General features: G+C 70.6%; 12 protein-coding genes. 2 read left to right on the plus strand and 10 right to left on the minus strand.

The window, feature by feature from the left end; translation table 11 throughout:
- Positions 1 to 28: 28 nt before the first annotated feature.
- The 9 genes from CEK66_RS04570 to prmB all read right to left on the minus strand — a co-directional run bounded on the left by CEK66_RS04570 (position 29) and on the right by prmB (position 11,375).
- Positions 29 to 2,029 carry a hypothetical protein gene (locus CEK66_RS04570; protein ID WP_026143208.1) on the minus strand — a complete coding sequence of 667 codons (2,001 nt, stop codon included), beginning with the start codon at positions 2,027 to 2,029 and terminating at the stop codon, positions 29 to 31.
- Entirely contained in the window at positions 2,026 to 2,706 is a 681-nt protein-coding gene (locus CEK66_RS04575; RefSeq protein WP_017912820.1) for a DUF1449 family protein, read from the minus strand. The genes CEK66_RS04570 and CEK66_RS04575 overlap by 4 nt, the downstream gene beginning before the upstream one ends.
- A 233-nt stretch (positions 2,707 to 2,939) precedes the next feature.
- Complete coding sequence (locus CEK66_RS04580; RefSeq protein WP_010342993.1) at positions 2,940 to 3,602, minus strand: phosphoribosylanthranilate isomerase; 663 nt, start codon at positions 3,600 to 3,602, stop codon at positions 2,940 to 2,942.
- Positions 3,599 to 4,372: a tRNA pseudouridine(38-40) synthase TruA gene (gene truA / locus CEK66_RS04585; RefSeq protein WP_017911049.1), complete on the minus strand. Its 774-nt coding sequence runs from the start codon at positions 4,370 to 4,372 to the stop codon at positions 3,599 to 3,601. The genes CEK66_RS04580 and truA overlap by 4 nt, the downstream gene beginning before the upstream one ends.
- 220 nt (positions 4,373 to 4,592) lie before the next feature.
- Positions 4,593 to 6,650, minus strand: coding sequence for a FimV/HubP family polar landmark protein (locus CEK66_RS04590; protein ID WP_226978488.1), 2,058 nt, complete (start codon positions 6,648 to 6,650; stop codon positions 4,593 to 4,595).
- 531 nt (positions 6,651 to 7,181) lie between these two features.
- Positions 7,182 to 8,207: an aspartate-semialdehyde dehydrogenase gene (locus tag CEK66_RS04595; RefSeq protein ID WP_148827804.1), complete on the minus strand. Its 1,026-nt coding sequence runs from the start codon at positions 8,205 to 8,207 to the stop codon at positions 7,182 to 7,184.
- Positions 8,208 to 8,307: 100 nt separating this feature from the next.
- Entirely contained in the window at positions 8,308 to 9,342 is a 1,035-nt protein-coding gene (locus CEK66_RS04600; RefSeq protein WP_152236083.1) for a D-glycerate dehydrogenase, read from the minus strand.
- Positions 9,335 to 10,438: a chorismate synthase gene (aroC, locus tag CEK66_RS04605; protein WP_152236084.1), complete on the minus strand. Its 1,104-nt coding sequence runs from the start codon at positions 10,436 to 10,438 to the stop codon at positions 9,335 to 9,337. The genes CEK66_RS04600 and aroC overlap by 8 nt, the downstream gene beginning before the upstream one ends.
- A gap of 10 nt (positions 10,439 to 10,448) precedes the next feature.
- The gene (prmB, locus tag CEK66_RS04610) at positions 10,449 to 11,375 is read right to left on the minus strand and encodes a 50S ribosomal protein L3 N(5)-glutamine methyltransferase (protein WP_152236085.1); all 927 of its coding nucleotides are present in this window, start codon (positions 11,373 to 11,375) and stop codon (positions 10,449 to 10,451) included.
- Positions 11,376 to 11,454: 79 nt separating this feature from the next.
- Between prmB and CEK66_RS04615 the strand changes: the two genes are divergently transcribed.
- The gene (locus tag CEK66_RS04615; RefSeq protein WP_152236086.1) at positions 11,455 to 12,105 is read left to right on the plus strand and encodes an SCO family protein; all 651 of its coding nucleotides are present in this window, start codon (positions 11,455 to 11,457) and stop codon (positions 12,103 to 12,105) included.
- Entirely contained in the window at positions 12,102 to 12,947 is an 846-nt protein-coding gene (gene asd, locus CEK66_RS04620; protein ID WP_152236087.1) for an archaetidylserine decarboxylase, read from the plus strand. Before CEK66_RS04615 ends, asd begins: the two co-directional genes overlap by 4 nt.
- 678 nt (positions 12,948 to 13,625) lie before the next feature.
- Here the strand turns inward: asd and CEK66_RS04625 are convergent.
- Positions 13,626 to 15,224: a transglycosylase SLT domain-containing protein gene (locus tag CEK66_RS04625; RefSeq protein WP_152236088.1), complete on the minus strand. Its 1,599-nt coding sequence runs from the start codon at positions 15,222 to 15,224 to the stop codon at positions 13,626 to 13,628.
- Positions 15,225 to 15,440 lie beyond the last annotated feature (216 nt).

Below are 15,440 nucleotides of genomic sequence, written 5' to 3' on the forward strand. Positions count from 1 at the left end.
CGCCTGCGCACTCAGTCCAGTGCCGCGCTCAAGGCTCGGCGACGGGCAGTTGGCCAGCCGCGTCCGGCGCCAGCCGCGACGGCGCCGCCGCGCCGCGCTGCACGCCGAGATAGCGCTGCATCAGGTCCTGCACGATCGGGCTCTTGTCGGCCAGGCCTTCGATCGACTTGCCGAGCGAGACCGCCTTGATGAGGTTGTCGAACATGCCGCCGTCGCCGCCGACCAGGTCGATGTCGGCATTGCGCAGGGCGCTGGCGATGACCTCGGCGTTCTCCTTGGACACTTCCTTGCCGGCCTCGATCGACGCCAGCGCCTGCTTGAGGCTGTTGTCGAGCAGCATCCGGAATTCCTCGTGGCCGCGCGCGCTGTCGCTGAGCGCGCCGATCGCCTCGAACTTGCGGGTCAGGCCGTCGGCCTCGGCCAACAGGCGCTTCTCCACCACCACCGCCTCGGCCATGCCGATCGACTCGGCGGCGCTGGCCTTGGCCTTGCCCATCTGCTCTTCGCCCTGCGCCTTGGCCTGCAGCGTCTCGGCCAGCACGCGCGCCTCGTTGCTGCCCTGCTTGAGGCTGGCATCGGCCTTGGCCTCGATCACCCGCGCCTCGGCGATACCGACCTTCTCGATCGCCAGTGCCGAGGCCTCCTTGACCTGCGCGTCGGCCAGACCGGGCGCGGCCTTCTCGGCGCGGATGCCGTCGGCGAGCAGCTTCTTGGCTTCGGCCTGCTTGCCGGCGGCCTCGTGTTCGGCCTGCGCCAGGGTGGTCAGTTCGACCGCGCGGTGCTTGGCCGCGGTCTCGCGCGCCTGCGCGTCCTTGACCTGGCGTACCAGCAGTTCCTGCGCCTTGGCCTCCGCTTCCAGGATCGTGACCTGCTTGAGCCGGTCGGCCTCGGCGACCTGGCGCACTTCCTTGATCCGCTCCTCTTCCTGCGCCACGGTCTTGTCGATGGCGATGCGCTCGCGGGTGATGTTGGCCACGTCCATCTTGCCGTTCTCGACCACCTTGTCGCGCTCCACGCCCTGCAGCTGCACCTCGCGATCGGTGGTGACCTGCTCCAGCTGGCGCGCACGCGCGACCCGCTCGACCTCGATGGCCACCGCGCGCTGGCGGTTCTGTTCGGCCACCTCGACCTCGCGCAGGCGGTTCTGCTCGCGGATGTCGATCAGCTGCTGCGCCTCGATACGCGCGTTCTCCGCCAACTGGCGCTGCTCCTCCTGCACCTTCAGCGTCTCGGCCTGCTCGCGCGCGCGGATCGTGTCGACCTCGCGCTTCTGCCGCGCCTCGGCCTCGGCCTGCTGCCGCTCCAGCGCCAGCATCGCCTCGCGCGCCTCCACGTTCTTCTTGGTGATCGCCAGCTTCGCGTTCTGCTCCAGCTCGTTGGTGACCACGTTCTGGGTGCCGGTGAGCTCGGTGATCTTGCGGATGCCCTCGGCGTCGAGGATGTTGTGCGGATCCAGCAGCGCCTTGGGCGTCTGCTCCAGGTAGTCGATCGCCACGTCCTCGAGCACGTAGCCGTTGAGGTCGTTGCCGATCACCGCGATGATCTCGTCGCGGAACTCCTGGCGCTTCTCGAACAGCTCGGTGAACTCGAACTTCTTGCCCACCGTCTTGAGCGCCTCGGAGAACTTGGCGTTGAACAGTTCGTCGACCGCGTCCTTGTCCGAGGCGCGGTCGGCGCCGATCGCCTTGGCCACGCGCAGCACGTCGGCCTGGGTCTCGTTGACCCGCAGGTAGAACGCCACGGCGATGTCGGCGCGCATGTTGTCGCGGCAGATCAGCCCTTCCTTGCCGCGGCGGTCGACCTGAAGGGTGATCAGGCTGATCCGCATCAGCTCGGCGCGGTACAGCACCGGCACGATCAACGCGCCGGTGAAGTGCACCTTGGGCGTGGCGCTCATGTCGTTGACGATCAGCGCTACGCCCTGATCCACCTTGCGGTAGAACGCGCGGAACAGGCCGGCCAGCCCCAGCAGCAGCACCAGCAGGATGCCGACGCCGATCAGAAACGGCGCCATCGTCGCAAAACTCATCGGTGGATCTCCTTATCGCCCGCAATCAGGCTGTGTGGAAACGGCAAACCCGGCAGATCCTGCTCGCGGGCGATCAGATAGTGGTTGTGCGCCTGCACGTAGTCGACCAGCACCACGCGCTCGCCGCGCGGATAGACCTGGCCGGCCTGAGCACGCACCTGCAGGACCAGGCCGGCGCCGCCATCGTCGACGGTGGCGTAGCCGGAGTCCGCGTCGGCACGCGGCGAGGCGACGACGCCGACCTTGCCGAGCAACGACGTCTGCGCCACCGGCCGCAGCCGCAGCAACAGCCGGCGCAGCGGCCGCAGCATCCAGGAGGTCAGCGGCAGCGCAGGCAGCAGGGCCAACAGCGCCACGCCGCTGCCGATGCCCCAGCGCAGGCCGGCCGGCAGGGACTGCAGCAGGAAAAGATGGACGAAATAGGTGCCGAGCCAGCCCCAGAACGAGAGCAGCGCCACCACCAGCATCACCGGCGCACCGCCCAGGCCCAGCCGCGCGAAGACGGCGGACACGCCGTGCAGGCCATGGTCGGCGCCGTCGACATGCAGATGCCCGTCCGGCGCGGCATGGTCGCCGATGCCGAAGGCGGCCAGCGCCCAGTAGAGCGCGGAAAATGCCAACAGGATGCTGTACGGCAACGTCGGAAATCCCAGTGCGACGTTCAGGAACTCGGCCATCCCCTCATCCTTGCTGTGCCGTGACGGCGCGTCCCATCATGGGCACGCGTCATCCCGCCGGCCTGCGCGCACGGCGCGCGGCGGACCGCCGGCAGGTTCTAGAGCCGGATGATACGTGAAAGTCGCGGCGGTTGGCCCGCGGCGCGGGCCGAAGCGGCGGCACCTGCGGCGGCCGGCGCCGGCCAGGACCCGACAGCGGGCTGCTCCCGGCGGCGCGTGCCAGCCGGCCGCGCTCAGCAGTTGGTGTTCAACTCGTGGCAGTCGGCGCGGCGCACTTCCTCGACGAACTTGCGCATCTTGTGGCCGTCCTTGATCCCGGGCTGGCTCTCGATGCCGCTGGACACGTCCACACCCCACGGCAGGGTGCCGATGATCGCGTCGAACACGTTGTCGCCATTGATGCCGCCGGCGAGCAGGAACGGCCGGTGCAGGCCGGTCGGCAGCCGCGACCAGTCGAAGGTCTTGCCCGAACCGCCGCTTTCGCCGGGGGCGTGGCTGTCGAACAGGAAGCCGGCCGCGTTCGGATACTGCAGCTGCAGGGTGCGCGCATTCACCTCGCCGCCGCCCATCGGCACCGCCTTTAGGTACGGCAGGTTGAAGCTGCGACAGAAGCCGTCGTCCTCGTCGCCATGGAACTGCAGCAGGGTCGGACGCACCGTGCGCAGCACCTCGCGCACCTCGTCCTTGGGGTTGTCGCGGAACAGCGCCACCACGTCCACCATCGGCGCGGCGGCCTGGCGCATGGCCCGCGCCTCGGCCGGCGCCACCCGCCGCGGGCTGCCATGGGCGAACACGAACCCGATCGAATCCACGCCCAACTCGCCTGCCAGGCGGATGTCGCCGGCGCGGGTCATGCCGCAGAACTTGATGCGGGTGCGATACAGCGTGCGATTCATAGCGTGACCTCGTCCGGAAGCGTCCAGTGGGCGGGATAGAGGGGACCGACGAACACCAGGCCCTGCGGCGGCGCCGTCGGACCAGCGACGCGGCGGTCGCGTCCCGCGAGCAGTTCGCCAATCCAGGACACCGGCTTTTCGCCCGTTCCCACCATGACAAGGGAACCAACGATATTGCGCACCATGTGATGAAGGAATGCATTGGCCTGGACCTGGATCTCGACCAGCTCGCCGCTTCGGGTCACCGCGATCGACTGCAGCTCGCGGCGCGCGTGCAGGGCCTGGCACTGCACGCTGCGGAAGGCGCTGAAGTCCTGCTCGCCCAGCAGCGCCTGCGCCGCCGCGTGCATGGCGTCGGCCTGCAGCGGCCGCCGCTCCCAGCTCAGGGTCTGCCGGTACAGCGCTGGGCGTACCTGGCGGTTGAGCAGGCGGTAGCGATAGCGGCGCGCGCGGGCGGAGAAGCGCGCGTGGAAGTCGTCGGCCACCGGCACGCACCAGCGCACGCAGACCGAGGGCGGCAACCGCGCGGTGGCGCCCAGCATCCAGCCGCGCGCCGGGCGCGGCGCATCGCAATCGAAATGCACCACCTGGCACTCGCCGTGCACGCCGGCATCGGTGCGGCCGGCGCAGACCACGCTCACCGGGGCGTCGGCCACCGACGACAGCGCCGCCTGCAGCGTCGCCTGCACGCTGGGGCCGCCACTCTCGCCGAGCTGCTGCCAGCCCTGGAACTCGCTGCCGTCGTACTCCACGCCTAGCGCGTAGCGCATGGCGACCTCCACTGCAGTGCGGCATCGGCGCCGGCGCGCGCTGCGGCCGACGCGTGCATGGGCCAGCGCAGGGCGCCTGCAACGCCACCGCGGCAGTGCCCCTGCCCGGCCGGAAGCGCGCGCTCGGTGCGCGCCCGTCGCCGATGCGCAAAATGCCGCAGGGCCGTCCCGCTCCAGGCCGGCCGGCCGCGGCGAGCGCGCCGCGCGCCGCCTGCTGCCATCAGTCCAGCCGTCCCAGCAATTGCAGCGCCTCGGCGCGTGCGGCCGGATCGCCACTGGCCGCGACCTCGGTCAGCAGGGTACGTGCCGTCTCGTTGTCGCCCAGATCCATGTACGCCACCGCCAGTTCCAACCGCTCGCGGCCCGCCGGCGGATACGGCGACGGTGCTTCGGCCGGGGCCGGGGCCGGGGCCAGGGCCGGCGCGGCAGGCTGATGCCAGGTCGGCTCCTGCCGGCCGCCGCCGGCGTCCTTGTCGGCATGGGCGTCGCCGCCCGGCACTGCGACCACCGGCGATGGCTGCCGCCACGGCGCCTCGGCAACCGGCTCGGCGGCCGGTGCGGCCTCCGGATGGGCATCGGACACGCCAGCGGAGTGGTCGTCGTCGTTGTCCGCGGACAGCGGCGCATCGGCCGGCGCCTGCCGCAGCGACTGCTGCGCCAGCACCCGCTCGAAGGCGTCGTCGTCGAGTGCGGTGTGGTGATCGGCGTGATCTGAGTGATCGGCGGCAGCGTGGTCGAGATGGTCGGCGCGCTCCCACTCTTCCAACGCCTCGTGGTCGCGGGCGACCGCCTCCTCCTCGGCCAGCGGCTCGGCCGGCTCCAGCGGCGGCAGTTCCGGCGCATCGACATCACGGTGCGCGACCACCGGCACCGCGGCGCTCGCCGCCAGCGCGGCATCGTCGTCGCGCGGCAACGGCGGCAGCGGCGAGGGCTTGCGCCGGCGCGACAGCAGCCAGGCACCGAGGCCCAGCACCAGCAGGCTCAGCCCGCCCCACAGCCACAGCGGGAACCCGTCATTGGCCGGTGCCTGGGCGGCCGCCGCGGCCGGCGCCGCCTGCCCGGCCTGGGCCAGGCGCTTCTGCGCCGCAGCCAGGTCGCTGTCCTTCAACGCGATCAGTTGCTGCTGCTGGGACTTGAGCTTTTCGAGCTGCTCCACCCGCGAACGCAGTTCCTGGACCTCGGCATCGCGTGCCGCGAGGTCTTCGCGCGCCTGCTGCAATTGTTGGGCTGCCACCATGTCTCCTTCGTCGCCGGCACCGGTGCCGGACTTGGTTCCCGCCTCGCGGCGCGTCGCCGGCACTGCCGGCGCGATTTCCAGGCGTGCGCCAGCGGCGGCGGCCGGCGCCGCGGCGGCCGGCTTGGGCGCAGTCTGCGCCGTCGCCGCGTCCTGCTGCGCCTGCGCCGGCTGCGGCACCGGCGCACGCGCCTGGCGCCATTGCGCCGCCTGCTCGCGCACCACCGCCTCGGCGGCGGCGGCATCCAGGCTGGCCAGATCCTCCTCGCGCGGGGTGCGCAACACCGCGCCCTGCTTGAGCAGGTTGAGATTGCCGCGGATGAAGGCGTCCGGATTGGCGCGCAGCAGCGCGACCATGGTCTGGTCCAGCGAATGGCCGTTGGCGCGCGCCAGTTGCCCGGCGATCTGCGACAGGGTCTGCCCGGCGCGCACCGGCGCCAGCGCATCGCGGGGCGCGGCCGCGGGGGCCGGCGCCGGACGCGGCGTGGCGGCCGGCCTGGCGCTTGGCGTCGCCGGCATGGCGGCGGCGGCAGGCGCTGGCGCCGCGGTGGACGTTTCGCGGGCGATGCGGTCGGACGGCTGCGCCGCGGCCGGCGCATCGATCGCCGGTGCATCGATCGCGGCGGCGGTGTTGGGCGCATCGATCAGCGCGGAGTATTCGCGGATCAGCCGCCCCTGGCCCCAATCGACCTCGATCAGGAAGCTCAGCGACGGCACGTCGACCGGCATGCGGCTGCTGACCTGGATCACCGCGCGGCCCTTGCGGGTCTGGCTGAAGCGGAACTGCAGATCGCTGACCAGGCCCTGCGGGCGCTCCAGCCCGACCCGCGCGAAGGTCGCCGGCGAGGCCAGCGCCACCCGCGCCCGCTCCAGTTCGCCCGGCTCGTTGGAGATCACCGGGATCTCGGCCAGGAACGGCTCGCCCGGCTTGGACAGCACGCGGATATCGCCCAGGCCCAGGGCCAGCGCGGCCTGGCTGCAGGCCAGCAACAGCAGCGCCGTGGCAGCGCGACAGACATGGCGCAGCCCGCGCACGGCGGACACCGCATCGCCGCGATGGCGACGGAACAAACGTGGTTGTAGGCGCATCCCGCCCCTGCCCCTTGGAATCATGCGTGCAATATATAGGAAGCCGGGACCGGGGACCCGGGGTCCGGAAAAGCCGAGACAGGGACCGCGTTGCTGGTGCACCGCTGAAATCCACGACGCAAGAACACCCTGCAGCAGGAAAGCCCAGGCACGCCACTGTGGGAGGGACTTCAGTCCCGACGCGAGGTGCGGCCGCTGTCGGGACTGAAGTTCCCAAAAAATCCGGGCCCGGAAAAGCCCCCGAAGGGAGGCTGAGGACTCGGAAATCCGAGACAGGGACCGCGCTTCATAACGCGGTGTGCGGGATCTCGCGTCGGGACTGAAGTCCCTCCCACAACGGGGCGAGCGCGGATACCTGCGACTTCCATTTTCCAAACAAAAAGCCAGGGCTCGCGCCCCGGCCTTCGCTCCACTCCGCCACACGATCAGGCCGCGCGGCCAGCCACGCCGCCACGCCATGAACCCGCGGGACCCGGGTCCCGGCTTTCAGCCCTCCTGGGCAACCAGCTCGGCCAACTGCACCGCATTGAGCGCGGCGCCCTTGCGGATGTTGTCGGCCACCACCCACAGGTTGAGGCCGCGCGGGTGCGAGAAGTCCTCGCGGATGCGGCCGACGAACACCGGGTCCTTGCCGGAGGCATGGGTCACCGGGGTCGGATAGCCGCCGGCCTTGTGCTCGTCGACCACTTCCACGCCCGGCGCCTGACCCAGCAGCGCGCGCGCCTGCTCGACGGTGATCTTGCGCTTGGTCTCGATGTTGACCGCTTCGGAATGGCCGAAGAACACCGGCACGCGCACCGCGGTGGGGTTCACCAGGATGCTGCTGTCCTCGAGGATCTTCTGCGTCTCCCACACCAGCTTCATCTCTTCCTTGGTGTAGCCGTTGGGCTGGAAGTCGTCGATGTGCGGGATCAGATTGAAGGCGATCTGCGCCTGGAACTTCTGCGGCTCGATGTCCTGGAACGCCAGCAACTGCGCGGTCTGCTTGCCCAGTTCCTCCATGCCCGAGCGGCCGGCGCCGGACACCGACTGGTAGGTGGCCACGTTGATGCGCTCGATGCCGTATTCCTTGTGGATCGGCGCCAACACCGGCATCAGCTGCATGGTCGAGCAGTTGGGGTTGGCGACGATGCCGCGCGGACGCTGCTTCAGCGCGTGCGGATTGACCTCCGACACCACCAGCGGCACGTCGTCGTCGTAGCGGAACGTCGAGGAGTTGTCGATCACCACCGCGCCGGCCGCGGCGAACTTCGGTGCGTATTCCTTGGAGATGCCGCCGCCGGCCGAGAACAGCGCGATATCCACGCCGCTCGGGTCGAAGGTGGCCAGGTCGAGCACAGTGACCTTGTGGCCCTTGAACTCGACCTGGCCGCCGGCCGAGCGCTCGGAGGCCAGCGGGTACAGCGTGGCGACGGGGAAATCGCGCTCGGCGAGGATGCTCAGCATGGTCTCGCCGACGGCACCGGTGGCGCCGACGACGGCGACGTTGAAACGACGGGTTGCATTGCTCATGGAAGATTCGATCCGCAGAAAAAGAAGGGGAGGAACAGCCGCACTGCCACGTGGATTCGGGGAACCTGCCGTGCGCGTCGCGCGCGGCGCCGCAGGCTCCCTATCGTTTTTTGTCCGCAATCGCCCGCGCGCCGCCGGCCGCGGCAATCGCGTCCAGGTTCAGCGCGTTGGGCGGGCGCCCGGCGTCGGCGCCGATGCCCAGCGCGGCAAGCAGGTTGTCCACCGCCAGCGACACCATTGCGCGGCGCGTGGCCACGCTGGCGCTGCCGATATGCGGGGTCAGCACCACGTTGCGCAGCGCCAGCAGCTCCGGACGGATCGCCGGCTCGCCTTCGAACACGTCGAGTCCGGCCGCGGCCAGACGCCCGTTGGCCAGCGCGTCGGCCAGTGCGACTTCATCGACCAGGCCACCGCGGGCGATGTTCACCAGCGTCGCGGTCGGCCGCATCTTCGCCAGCGCGGCGGCGTCGATGACGTGGTGCGACTGCGCGCTGTACGGCAGCACCAGCAGCAGGTGGTCGGCGCGCGCCAGCAGGTCGTCGAAGCCGACGTACTCGGCGCGATGCGCGCGCTCCACCTCGGCCGGCAGGCGGCTGCGGTTGTGGTACAGCACACGCATCGAGAAGCCGGCGGCGCGGCGCGCGATGGCCTGGCCGATGCGGCCCATGCCGAGGATGCCGAGCGTGCTGCCGTGGACATCGGCGCCGAGCATGGTCTGGAACGACCACTGCTGCCACTGCCCCGCACGCAGCCAGCGCTCGGCCTCGCCGACGCGGCGCGCGGCGGCCATCAGCAGGGCGAAGCCGAGATCGGCGGTGGTCTCGGTGAGCACGTCAGGGGTGTTGGTGGCGACGATGCCGGCCGCGCTGAGCGCGTCCAGGTCCAGATTGTTGTAGCCGACGCCGACGTTGGCGATGGCGCGCAGCCGCGGCGCGCCGGCGATCTCGGCGGTGCCGATGCGTTCGTTGAGGGTGACCAGGGCGCCATCCAGCGGCGCCAGCGCCTGCGCCAGGTCCTGCGGCGAATACCTGGTCACGTCCGCGGTGGTGGTCAGCGCGCAATACTCGCCCAGCCGTGCGACGACATCGTCGAACAGCGGCTGGCTGACCCACACCCGCGGCCGCGACTCAGCCATCGCCACCGCCGGGGATGCGCGGGGTCACCGTGCCGACGTCGCCGCATTGCGCGCGGTGGCGCAGCGCCTGGTCCATCAGCACCAGCGCCATCATCGCCTCGGCGATCGGGGTGGCGCGGATGCCGACGCAGGGGTCGTGGCGGCCGGTGGTGATCACGTCCACCGCCTGCCCGTCCACATCCACCGTGGCGCCGGGCAGGCGCAGGCTGGAGGTGGGCTTGAACGCCACCGAGACGACGACCGGCTGGCCGGTGGCGATGCCGCCGAGCACGCCGCCGGCGTGGTTGGACTGGAAGCCGTCCGGCGCGATCAGGTCGCGGTGCTCGGTGCCCTTCTGGGTCACCGCGGCGAAGCCGTCGCCGATCTCCACGCCCTTGACCGCATTGATGCTCATCATCGCCGCGGCCAGTTCGCCGTCGAGCTTGCCGTAGATCGGCTCGCCCCAGCCCGCCGGCACCCCGTCGGCGACCACGGTGACCCGCGCGCCGATCGAATCGCCGGACTTGCGCAGCGCATCCATGTACGCCTCCAGCTCCGGCACCTGCGGCGCATGCGGCCAGAAGAACGCGTTGTCCTCCACCGCGTCCCAGGCGAAGCCCTGCGGCAGCAGCGGCCCGAGCTGCGACAGGTAGCCGCGCACGCGCACGCCGTAGCGCTGCGCCAGCCACTTCTTGGCGATCACGCCGGCGGCCACGCGCATGGTGGTCTCGCGCGCCGACGAGCGCCCGCCGCCACGCGGATCGCGGATGCCGTACTTCTGCCAATAGCTGTAGTCGGCATGGCCCGGGCGGAACTGCCGGGCGATGTCGGTGTAGTCCTTGCTGCGCTGGTCGGTGTTGCGGATCAGCAGGCCGATCGGAGTGCCGGTGGTGCGGCCATCGTAGACCCCGGACAGGATCTCGATCTCATCGGCTTCGCGTCGCGCCGAGGTGTGCCGGCTCTTGCCGGTGGCGCGGCGCTGCAGGTCGTGGGCGAATTCGCTGGCGTCCAGTTCCAGCCCCGGGGGGCAGCCATCGACCACGCAGCCGATCGCCGGCCCGTGCGATTCGCCGAAGGTGGTGACGGTCAGCAGCTTGCCGAAACTGTTCGCGCTCATGTCGCTTGCGTCACCGTTCCGCGGCCAGCGAGGCGATGCGCGCGTGGTGCGCGATCAATTCGCTGCGCTCCACCGCGAAGATGCCCATCTGCCCGACCTTGAACTCGACCCAGGCGAAGTCCACTTCCGGCAGCAACTGCGCCAGTGCGCGCTCGGACTCGCCGACTTCGCAGATCAGCAGACCGTCCTCGCTCAGGTGCGCCGGTGCGTCGCGCAGGATCTTCAGCGCCAGGTCCAGCCCGTCGTCGCCCGCGCGCAGGCCCAGCTCCGGCTCGTGCGCGTATTCCGGCGGCAGCGCGTCGGTCTCGGCGTGGGTGACGTAGGGCGGATTGGTGACGATCAGTTCGTAGCGGCGCCCGCCCAGCCCGGCGAACAGGTCGGACTTGACCAGTTCGACGTTGTCGGCGAGCAGCCGTTCCTTGTTCTCGGCGGCCAGGCTCAGCGCGTCGTCGCTGATGTCGACCGCGTCCACCTGCCAGTTCGGGTTGTAGTGGGCCATGGCGATGGCGATGCAGCCCGAGCCGGTGCACAGGTCCAGCGCGCGCTCGACCGGGCGTCCGGCCAGCCACGGCTCGAAGCCGGCCTCGATCAGTTCGGCGATCGGCGAGCGCGGCACCAGCGCGCGCGCATCGCTCTTGAAGCTGAGCCCGGCGAACCAGGCCTCGCCGGTGAGGTAGGCGGCGGGGATGCGCTCGGCGATGCGGCGCTCGAACAGCGCCAGCACCTGCGCCTTCTCCGGCGTGGTGACCCGCGCGCTGCCGTAAGCCGGGCCAAGGTCGTGCGGCAGGTGCAGCGCGTGCAGCACCAGTTGCGTGGCCTCGTCCAGGGCGTTGTCGTAGCTGTGGCCGAAGCTCAGCCCGGCGGCGTTGAAACGGCTGGTGCCGTAGCGGATCAGGTCGATGATCGTGTGGAGTTCGGCGGCCGCGTCGGCAGTCATGGCAACAGGCAAGGCAATTCGGCCCCCGATTATAGAGGCCCGGCCGCTATGATGAGCGTTCGTTGCATGGGAAATCAGTATGTTCAACCGCACCTTCGGCATCGTCCTGGTGGTTGCCCTGGCCGCCGGCCTGGGGCTGCTGCTGGCCCAGAAGTACTTCGGCGGCAGCGCCGCCCCGGCCTGGCCGGAGACCCGCACGGTGCGCATGTACCCGCAGCCGCGCCCCCTGCCCGACTTCCACCTGCGCCAGACCGACGGCACGCCGCTGGTGCCGGGCGAGCTCAAGGGCCACTGGACCCTGGTGTTCCTGGGCTTCACCGCCTGCCCGGACGTGTGCCCGACCACCCTGGCCGACCTGGCGCGCGCGCAGAAGCAATGGGAGACCTTGCCGGACACGCTGCGCCCGCGCGTGCTGTTCGTCTCGGTCGACCCGCAGCGCGACACCCTGCCGCGACTGGGCGAGTACGCCCACGCCTTCCACAAGGACACCATCGCCGCCACCGCCGACGTGCCCGAGCTGGAGCGCTTCGCCACCGCGCTGGGCTTCGTGTTCCAGAAGGTGCCCGGCAAGCATTACGCCGAGAACCCGAACGACTACAGCATGGACCACTCCGCCGCGATCGCGGTGCTCGACCCGCAGGGCCGCCAGGCCGGGCTGATCCGCCCGCCGTTCGATGCCGCCGCGATCGCCGGCGACCTGCAGGCCCTGACCAAGGCCACCGCCCCATGAGCCTGACCACCCGCCTGACCTACGTGCTGCCGCACCGGCTGCTGTCCTCGCTGGCGCGGCGCCTGGCCTATTCGTCGCGGCCCGGGCTCAAGCAGTGGCTGATCGACACGGTGGTGCGCCGCTTCGGCGTGGACCTGAGCGAGGCCGCGCAGCCGGATGCGACCGCTTACCCGACCTTCAATGCCTTCTTCACCCGCGCGCTGAAGCCGGGCGCGCGCGTCGCCGATCCCGATCCGCAGGCGCTGCTGATGCCGGCCGACGGCCGCATCAGCCAGCTCGGCCGGATCGAGGATGGGCGCATCTTCCAGGCCAAGGGGCAGTCGTTCACCGCCGCCGAACTGCTCGGCGACGACGCCGCCGCGGCCCCATTCGCCAATGGCCTGTATGCCACCGTGTACCTGTCGCCGCGCGACTACCACCGCGTGCACATGCCCTGGACCGGCACCCTGCGCGAAACCGTGCACGTGCCGGGGCGGCTGTTCAGCGTCGGCACCGACGCGGTGCGCACCGTGCCGCGCCTGTTCGCGCGCAACGAGCGCCTGGCCTGCCATTTCGACACCGACTTCGGCCCGATGGTCTCGGTGATGGTCGGCGCGCTGCTGGTGTCCGGCGTGGAAACGGTGTGGAGCGGCGTGGAGATCCCGCGCTACGCCGACCGCATCACCCGCAAGGACTGGCGCGGCAAGGGGATTACCCTGCAGCGGTTCGAGGAGATGGCGCGCTTCAACTACGGCTCCACGGTGATCGTGCTGCTGCCGCCCGGCGTGGCCGCGTTCGACCCGACGCTGAAGGCGGAATCGCCGGTGCGGCTGGGGCAGGCACTGGCGCGGCTGGTGCGCTGAGGTGCGCAGGCCGCGCTGCGGCCCTTTGTGTAGAGACACCCTTGTGGGAGGGACTTCAGCCCCGACGCGCTGGCGGTGAGAGAACCCGGGCTTGCAATGGGTAGATGAAAAGCCACACGCGCCAGCACTGCGGCCGCCGTACCCTCATCCGGCGCTACGCGCCACCTTCCCCCGAAAAGGGGCCATGGTCCCGAGGGGAGAAGGGATGGGGATCGCGCTTGGATCTCGCGGTCGACGTTCATGCCAGCGACCCGCGAGATGCAATGGCCCCACTGTGGGAGGGACTTCAGTCCCGACGCATGGAAGGTGACAGACCACCAACCCGCAATGGATGACCGAAAAGCCGCACACACAACACCGCGGCAGCCGCACCCTCATCCGGCGCTTACGCGCCACCTTCCCCCGAAAAGGGGGCCATGGTCCCAGGGGAGAAGGGATGGGCCGCGCTCGGGTCTCGCGGCCGGAGCTTCAGCTAGCGACCCGCGAGATACAACGGCACACACTGTGGGAGGGAATTCAGTCCCGACGCATGGACGGTGACAGACGGTCCGTCCGCGATGGATGACCGAAAAGCCACGCGCCCAACACTGCGGCAGCCGCACCCTCATCCGGCGCTGCGCGCCACCTTCCCCCGAAAAGGGGGCCATGGTCCCGGAGGGAGAAGGGAGCGACAGCGCCCTACTTCTCGCAGCCCACCAGCTTCAGCGACTGCCCCGGCTTCAGCGCATAACCCGGCGCACGCAAGCCATTCGCCTTGGCCAGCTCCTTCAGGTCGCAGTCGTGGCGGTCGGAAATCCGGCCCAGGGTGTCGCCCTTGGCCACGCGGTAGTTGCGCACCTGCTTCTGCTTGGGCTTGGCCGGCGCGGGACGGCCGGTGGCCACCGTGGTCGGCACGCCGGCGACCGGGCTGACGTCGCCCACCGCGACATTGCCGGTAAGGTCGGCGGCCGGCGCCGGGCTGCCGCTGCGCACGGCGGAGGTGACGTCGGCGGTGATCAGCGCGCGCGCCAGGTCGGCGCGTGGGCCGCTGACGCAGTAGCGGTTGTACAGGCCGACGATCTTGGTGGTGGCGTTGATGGTCACCCCGGCCGGGATCCAGCCGTCCGGCTCGTAGCGCGGGTTGAGGTTGCGCAGCGCGCGCATGTAGCCGTCCCGGGTACCGTCGCTGCCCAGGCAGATGGTCAGTTCGTAGATGGTGGTGGACTTGGCCAGGCGCAGCGTGGCCGGCTGCGCATTGATCTTGGGGAAGGCCACGCCGTACTGCTGCGGGTGCAGGAAGATCCACGCCGCGGCGATCACCATCGGCACGTAGTCCTTGGTCTCGGCCGGGAACTGGTTGTACACCGACGCGTCCCAGAAACTGCGGCCGGGCATCTGGTTGAACACGCGCGCGGCGCGGCCTTCGCCGCCGTTGTAGCCGGCCAGCGCCAGTTCGACGCTGCGATTGAGTTCGGCCATGCGCTCGTTGATGTAGACCGCGCTGGCCTCGGCGGCGCTGCGCGCGTCGTAGCGGGTGTCGAAGCCGGTACCGTCCGGGCCAAGGCCGAAGCGGCGCCCGGTGGCCGGCATGAACTGCATCAGCCCGGCGGCGCCCACCCGCGAATTGGCGTGCACGCGGCCGTTGGATTCCTTGGCGATGATGCCGAACAGCAGCGCTTCCGGCAGGCCGCGCTTCTCCCATTCCGGCCACATGACCGCGCGCAGGTTCTGGTAGTTCTCGTAGCTGCTCATCAGTGCCGGCCGCATGTCGGTGAGCCAGCGGCGGATGCCGGCCTGCACCGCCGGGTTGTACTCCACCATCGAATCGAAGGCGTGGCGCTTGTCGTTGAGCAGGCGCGCCGCACGCGCGGCTTCCGGCACATCGGCGGCGAGCGGACTGATGTGGTCGGGGTCGGCCTGCAGCGGCGCCGAGTCGTCGGCGGCGGCATCGGTGTCGCTGGCCTGGCCCTGCGCGTCGGCCTTGGCTTTCAGCAGGCGCTTGTACGCCCCCAGATAGGTGCCCACCTCGCAGCCGCGCTGCTTGATGCAGGCCTGGATCACGTCCTCGATGTCCTCCAGCGCGGCGTCGCTTTCCTGGGTGCCCTTGGGGTCGCTGTTGCCGACCAGCACCAGGGCGTCGTTGTAGCGCTTCTCGGCGGCGGCCAGGCGCTGGTCGAGGACGGCGATGGCGGCCTGGTCGCGGGCGGACACGCGGGCTTGGGCGGCAGGAGCGGTGCAGGTCAGCGCCACGGCAGCCGCGACGGGCCACGCGTGGGTGAAGCGGAACGGAAGGGGCATGGTGGGACGCGGCGACGGAAAGGCCGCAGGGTAGCCCCCGCCGTCGCATCGCGGCAAGGTCGCGGCGGCCAGGGTCCGGCCCGCGGCGGGGCCAGGGTTCATCGCTGGCGGCCATCCCGCACCGCAACACAACTACCGCGCGCTGGCTCCCGCGCCACCGATGTCGTCCGCCACGCGGTGCCGCACCCGCGAACGACCACACCTCGCAAAGACCGC

The sequence above is a fragment of the Xanthomonas sp. LMG 12460 genome (assembly GCF_009192895.1).
Taxonomy (GTDB): domain Bacteria; phylum Pseudomonadota; class Gammaproteobacteria; order Xanthomonadales; family Xanthomonadaceae; genus Xanthomonas_A; species Xanthomonas_A sontii.

Bases quoted from the DNA above. Each gene is read 5' to 3' on its own strand.
- CEK66_RS04570 (WP_026143208.1), bottom strand. From the start codon at position 2,029: ATGAGTTTTGCGACGATGGCGCCGTTTCTGATCGGCGTCGGCATCCTG.
- CEK66_RS04575 (WP_017912820.1), bottom strand. From the start codon at position 2,706: ATGGCCGAGTTCCTGAACGTCGCACTGGGATTTCCGACGTTGCCGTAC.
- CEK66_RS04580 (WP_010342993.1), bottom strand. From the start codon at position 3,602: ATGAATCGCACGCTGTATCGCACCCGCATCAAGTTCTGCGGCATGACC.
- truA (WP_017911049.1), bottom strand. From the start codon at position 4,372: ATGCGCTACGCGCTAGGCGTGGAGTACGACGGCAGCGAGTTCCAGGGC.
- CEK66_RS04595 (WP_148827804.1), bottom strand. From the start codon at position 8,207: ATGAGCAATGCAACCCGTCGTTTCAACGTCGCCGTCGTCGGCGCCACC.
- CEK66_RS04600 (WP_152236083.1), bottom strand. From the start codon at position 9,342: ATGGCTGAGTCGCGGCCGCGGGTGTGGGTCAGCCAGCCGCTGTTCGAC.
- aroC (WP_152236084.1), bottom strand. From the start codon at position 10,438: ATGAGCGCGAACAGTTTCGGCAAGCTGCTGACCGTCACCACCTTCGGC.
- prmB (WP_152236085.1), bottom strand. From the start codon at position 11,375: ATGACTGCCGACGCGGCCGCCGAACTCCACACGATCATCGACCTGATC.
- CEK66_RS04615 (WP_152236086.1), top strand. From the start codon at position 11,455: ATGTTCAACCGCACCTTCGGCATCGTCCTGGTGGTTGCCCTGGCCGCC.
- asd (WP_152236087.1), top strand. From the start codon at position 12,102: ATGAGCCTGACCACCCGCCTGACCTACGTGCTGCCGCACCGGCTGCTG.
- CEK66_RS04625 (WP_152236088.1), bottom strand. From the start codon at position 15,224: ATGCCCCTTCCGTTCCGCTTCACCCACGCGTGGCCCGTCGCGGCTGCC.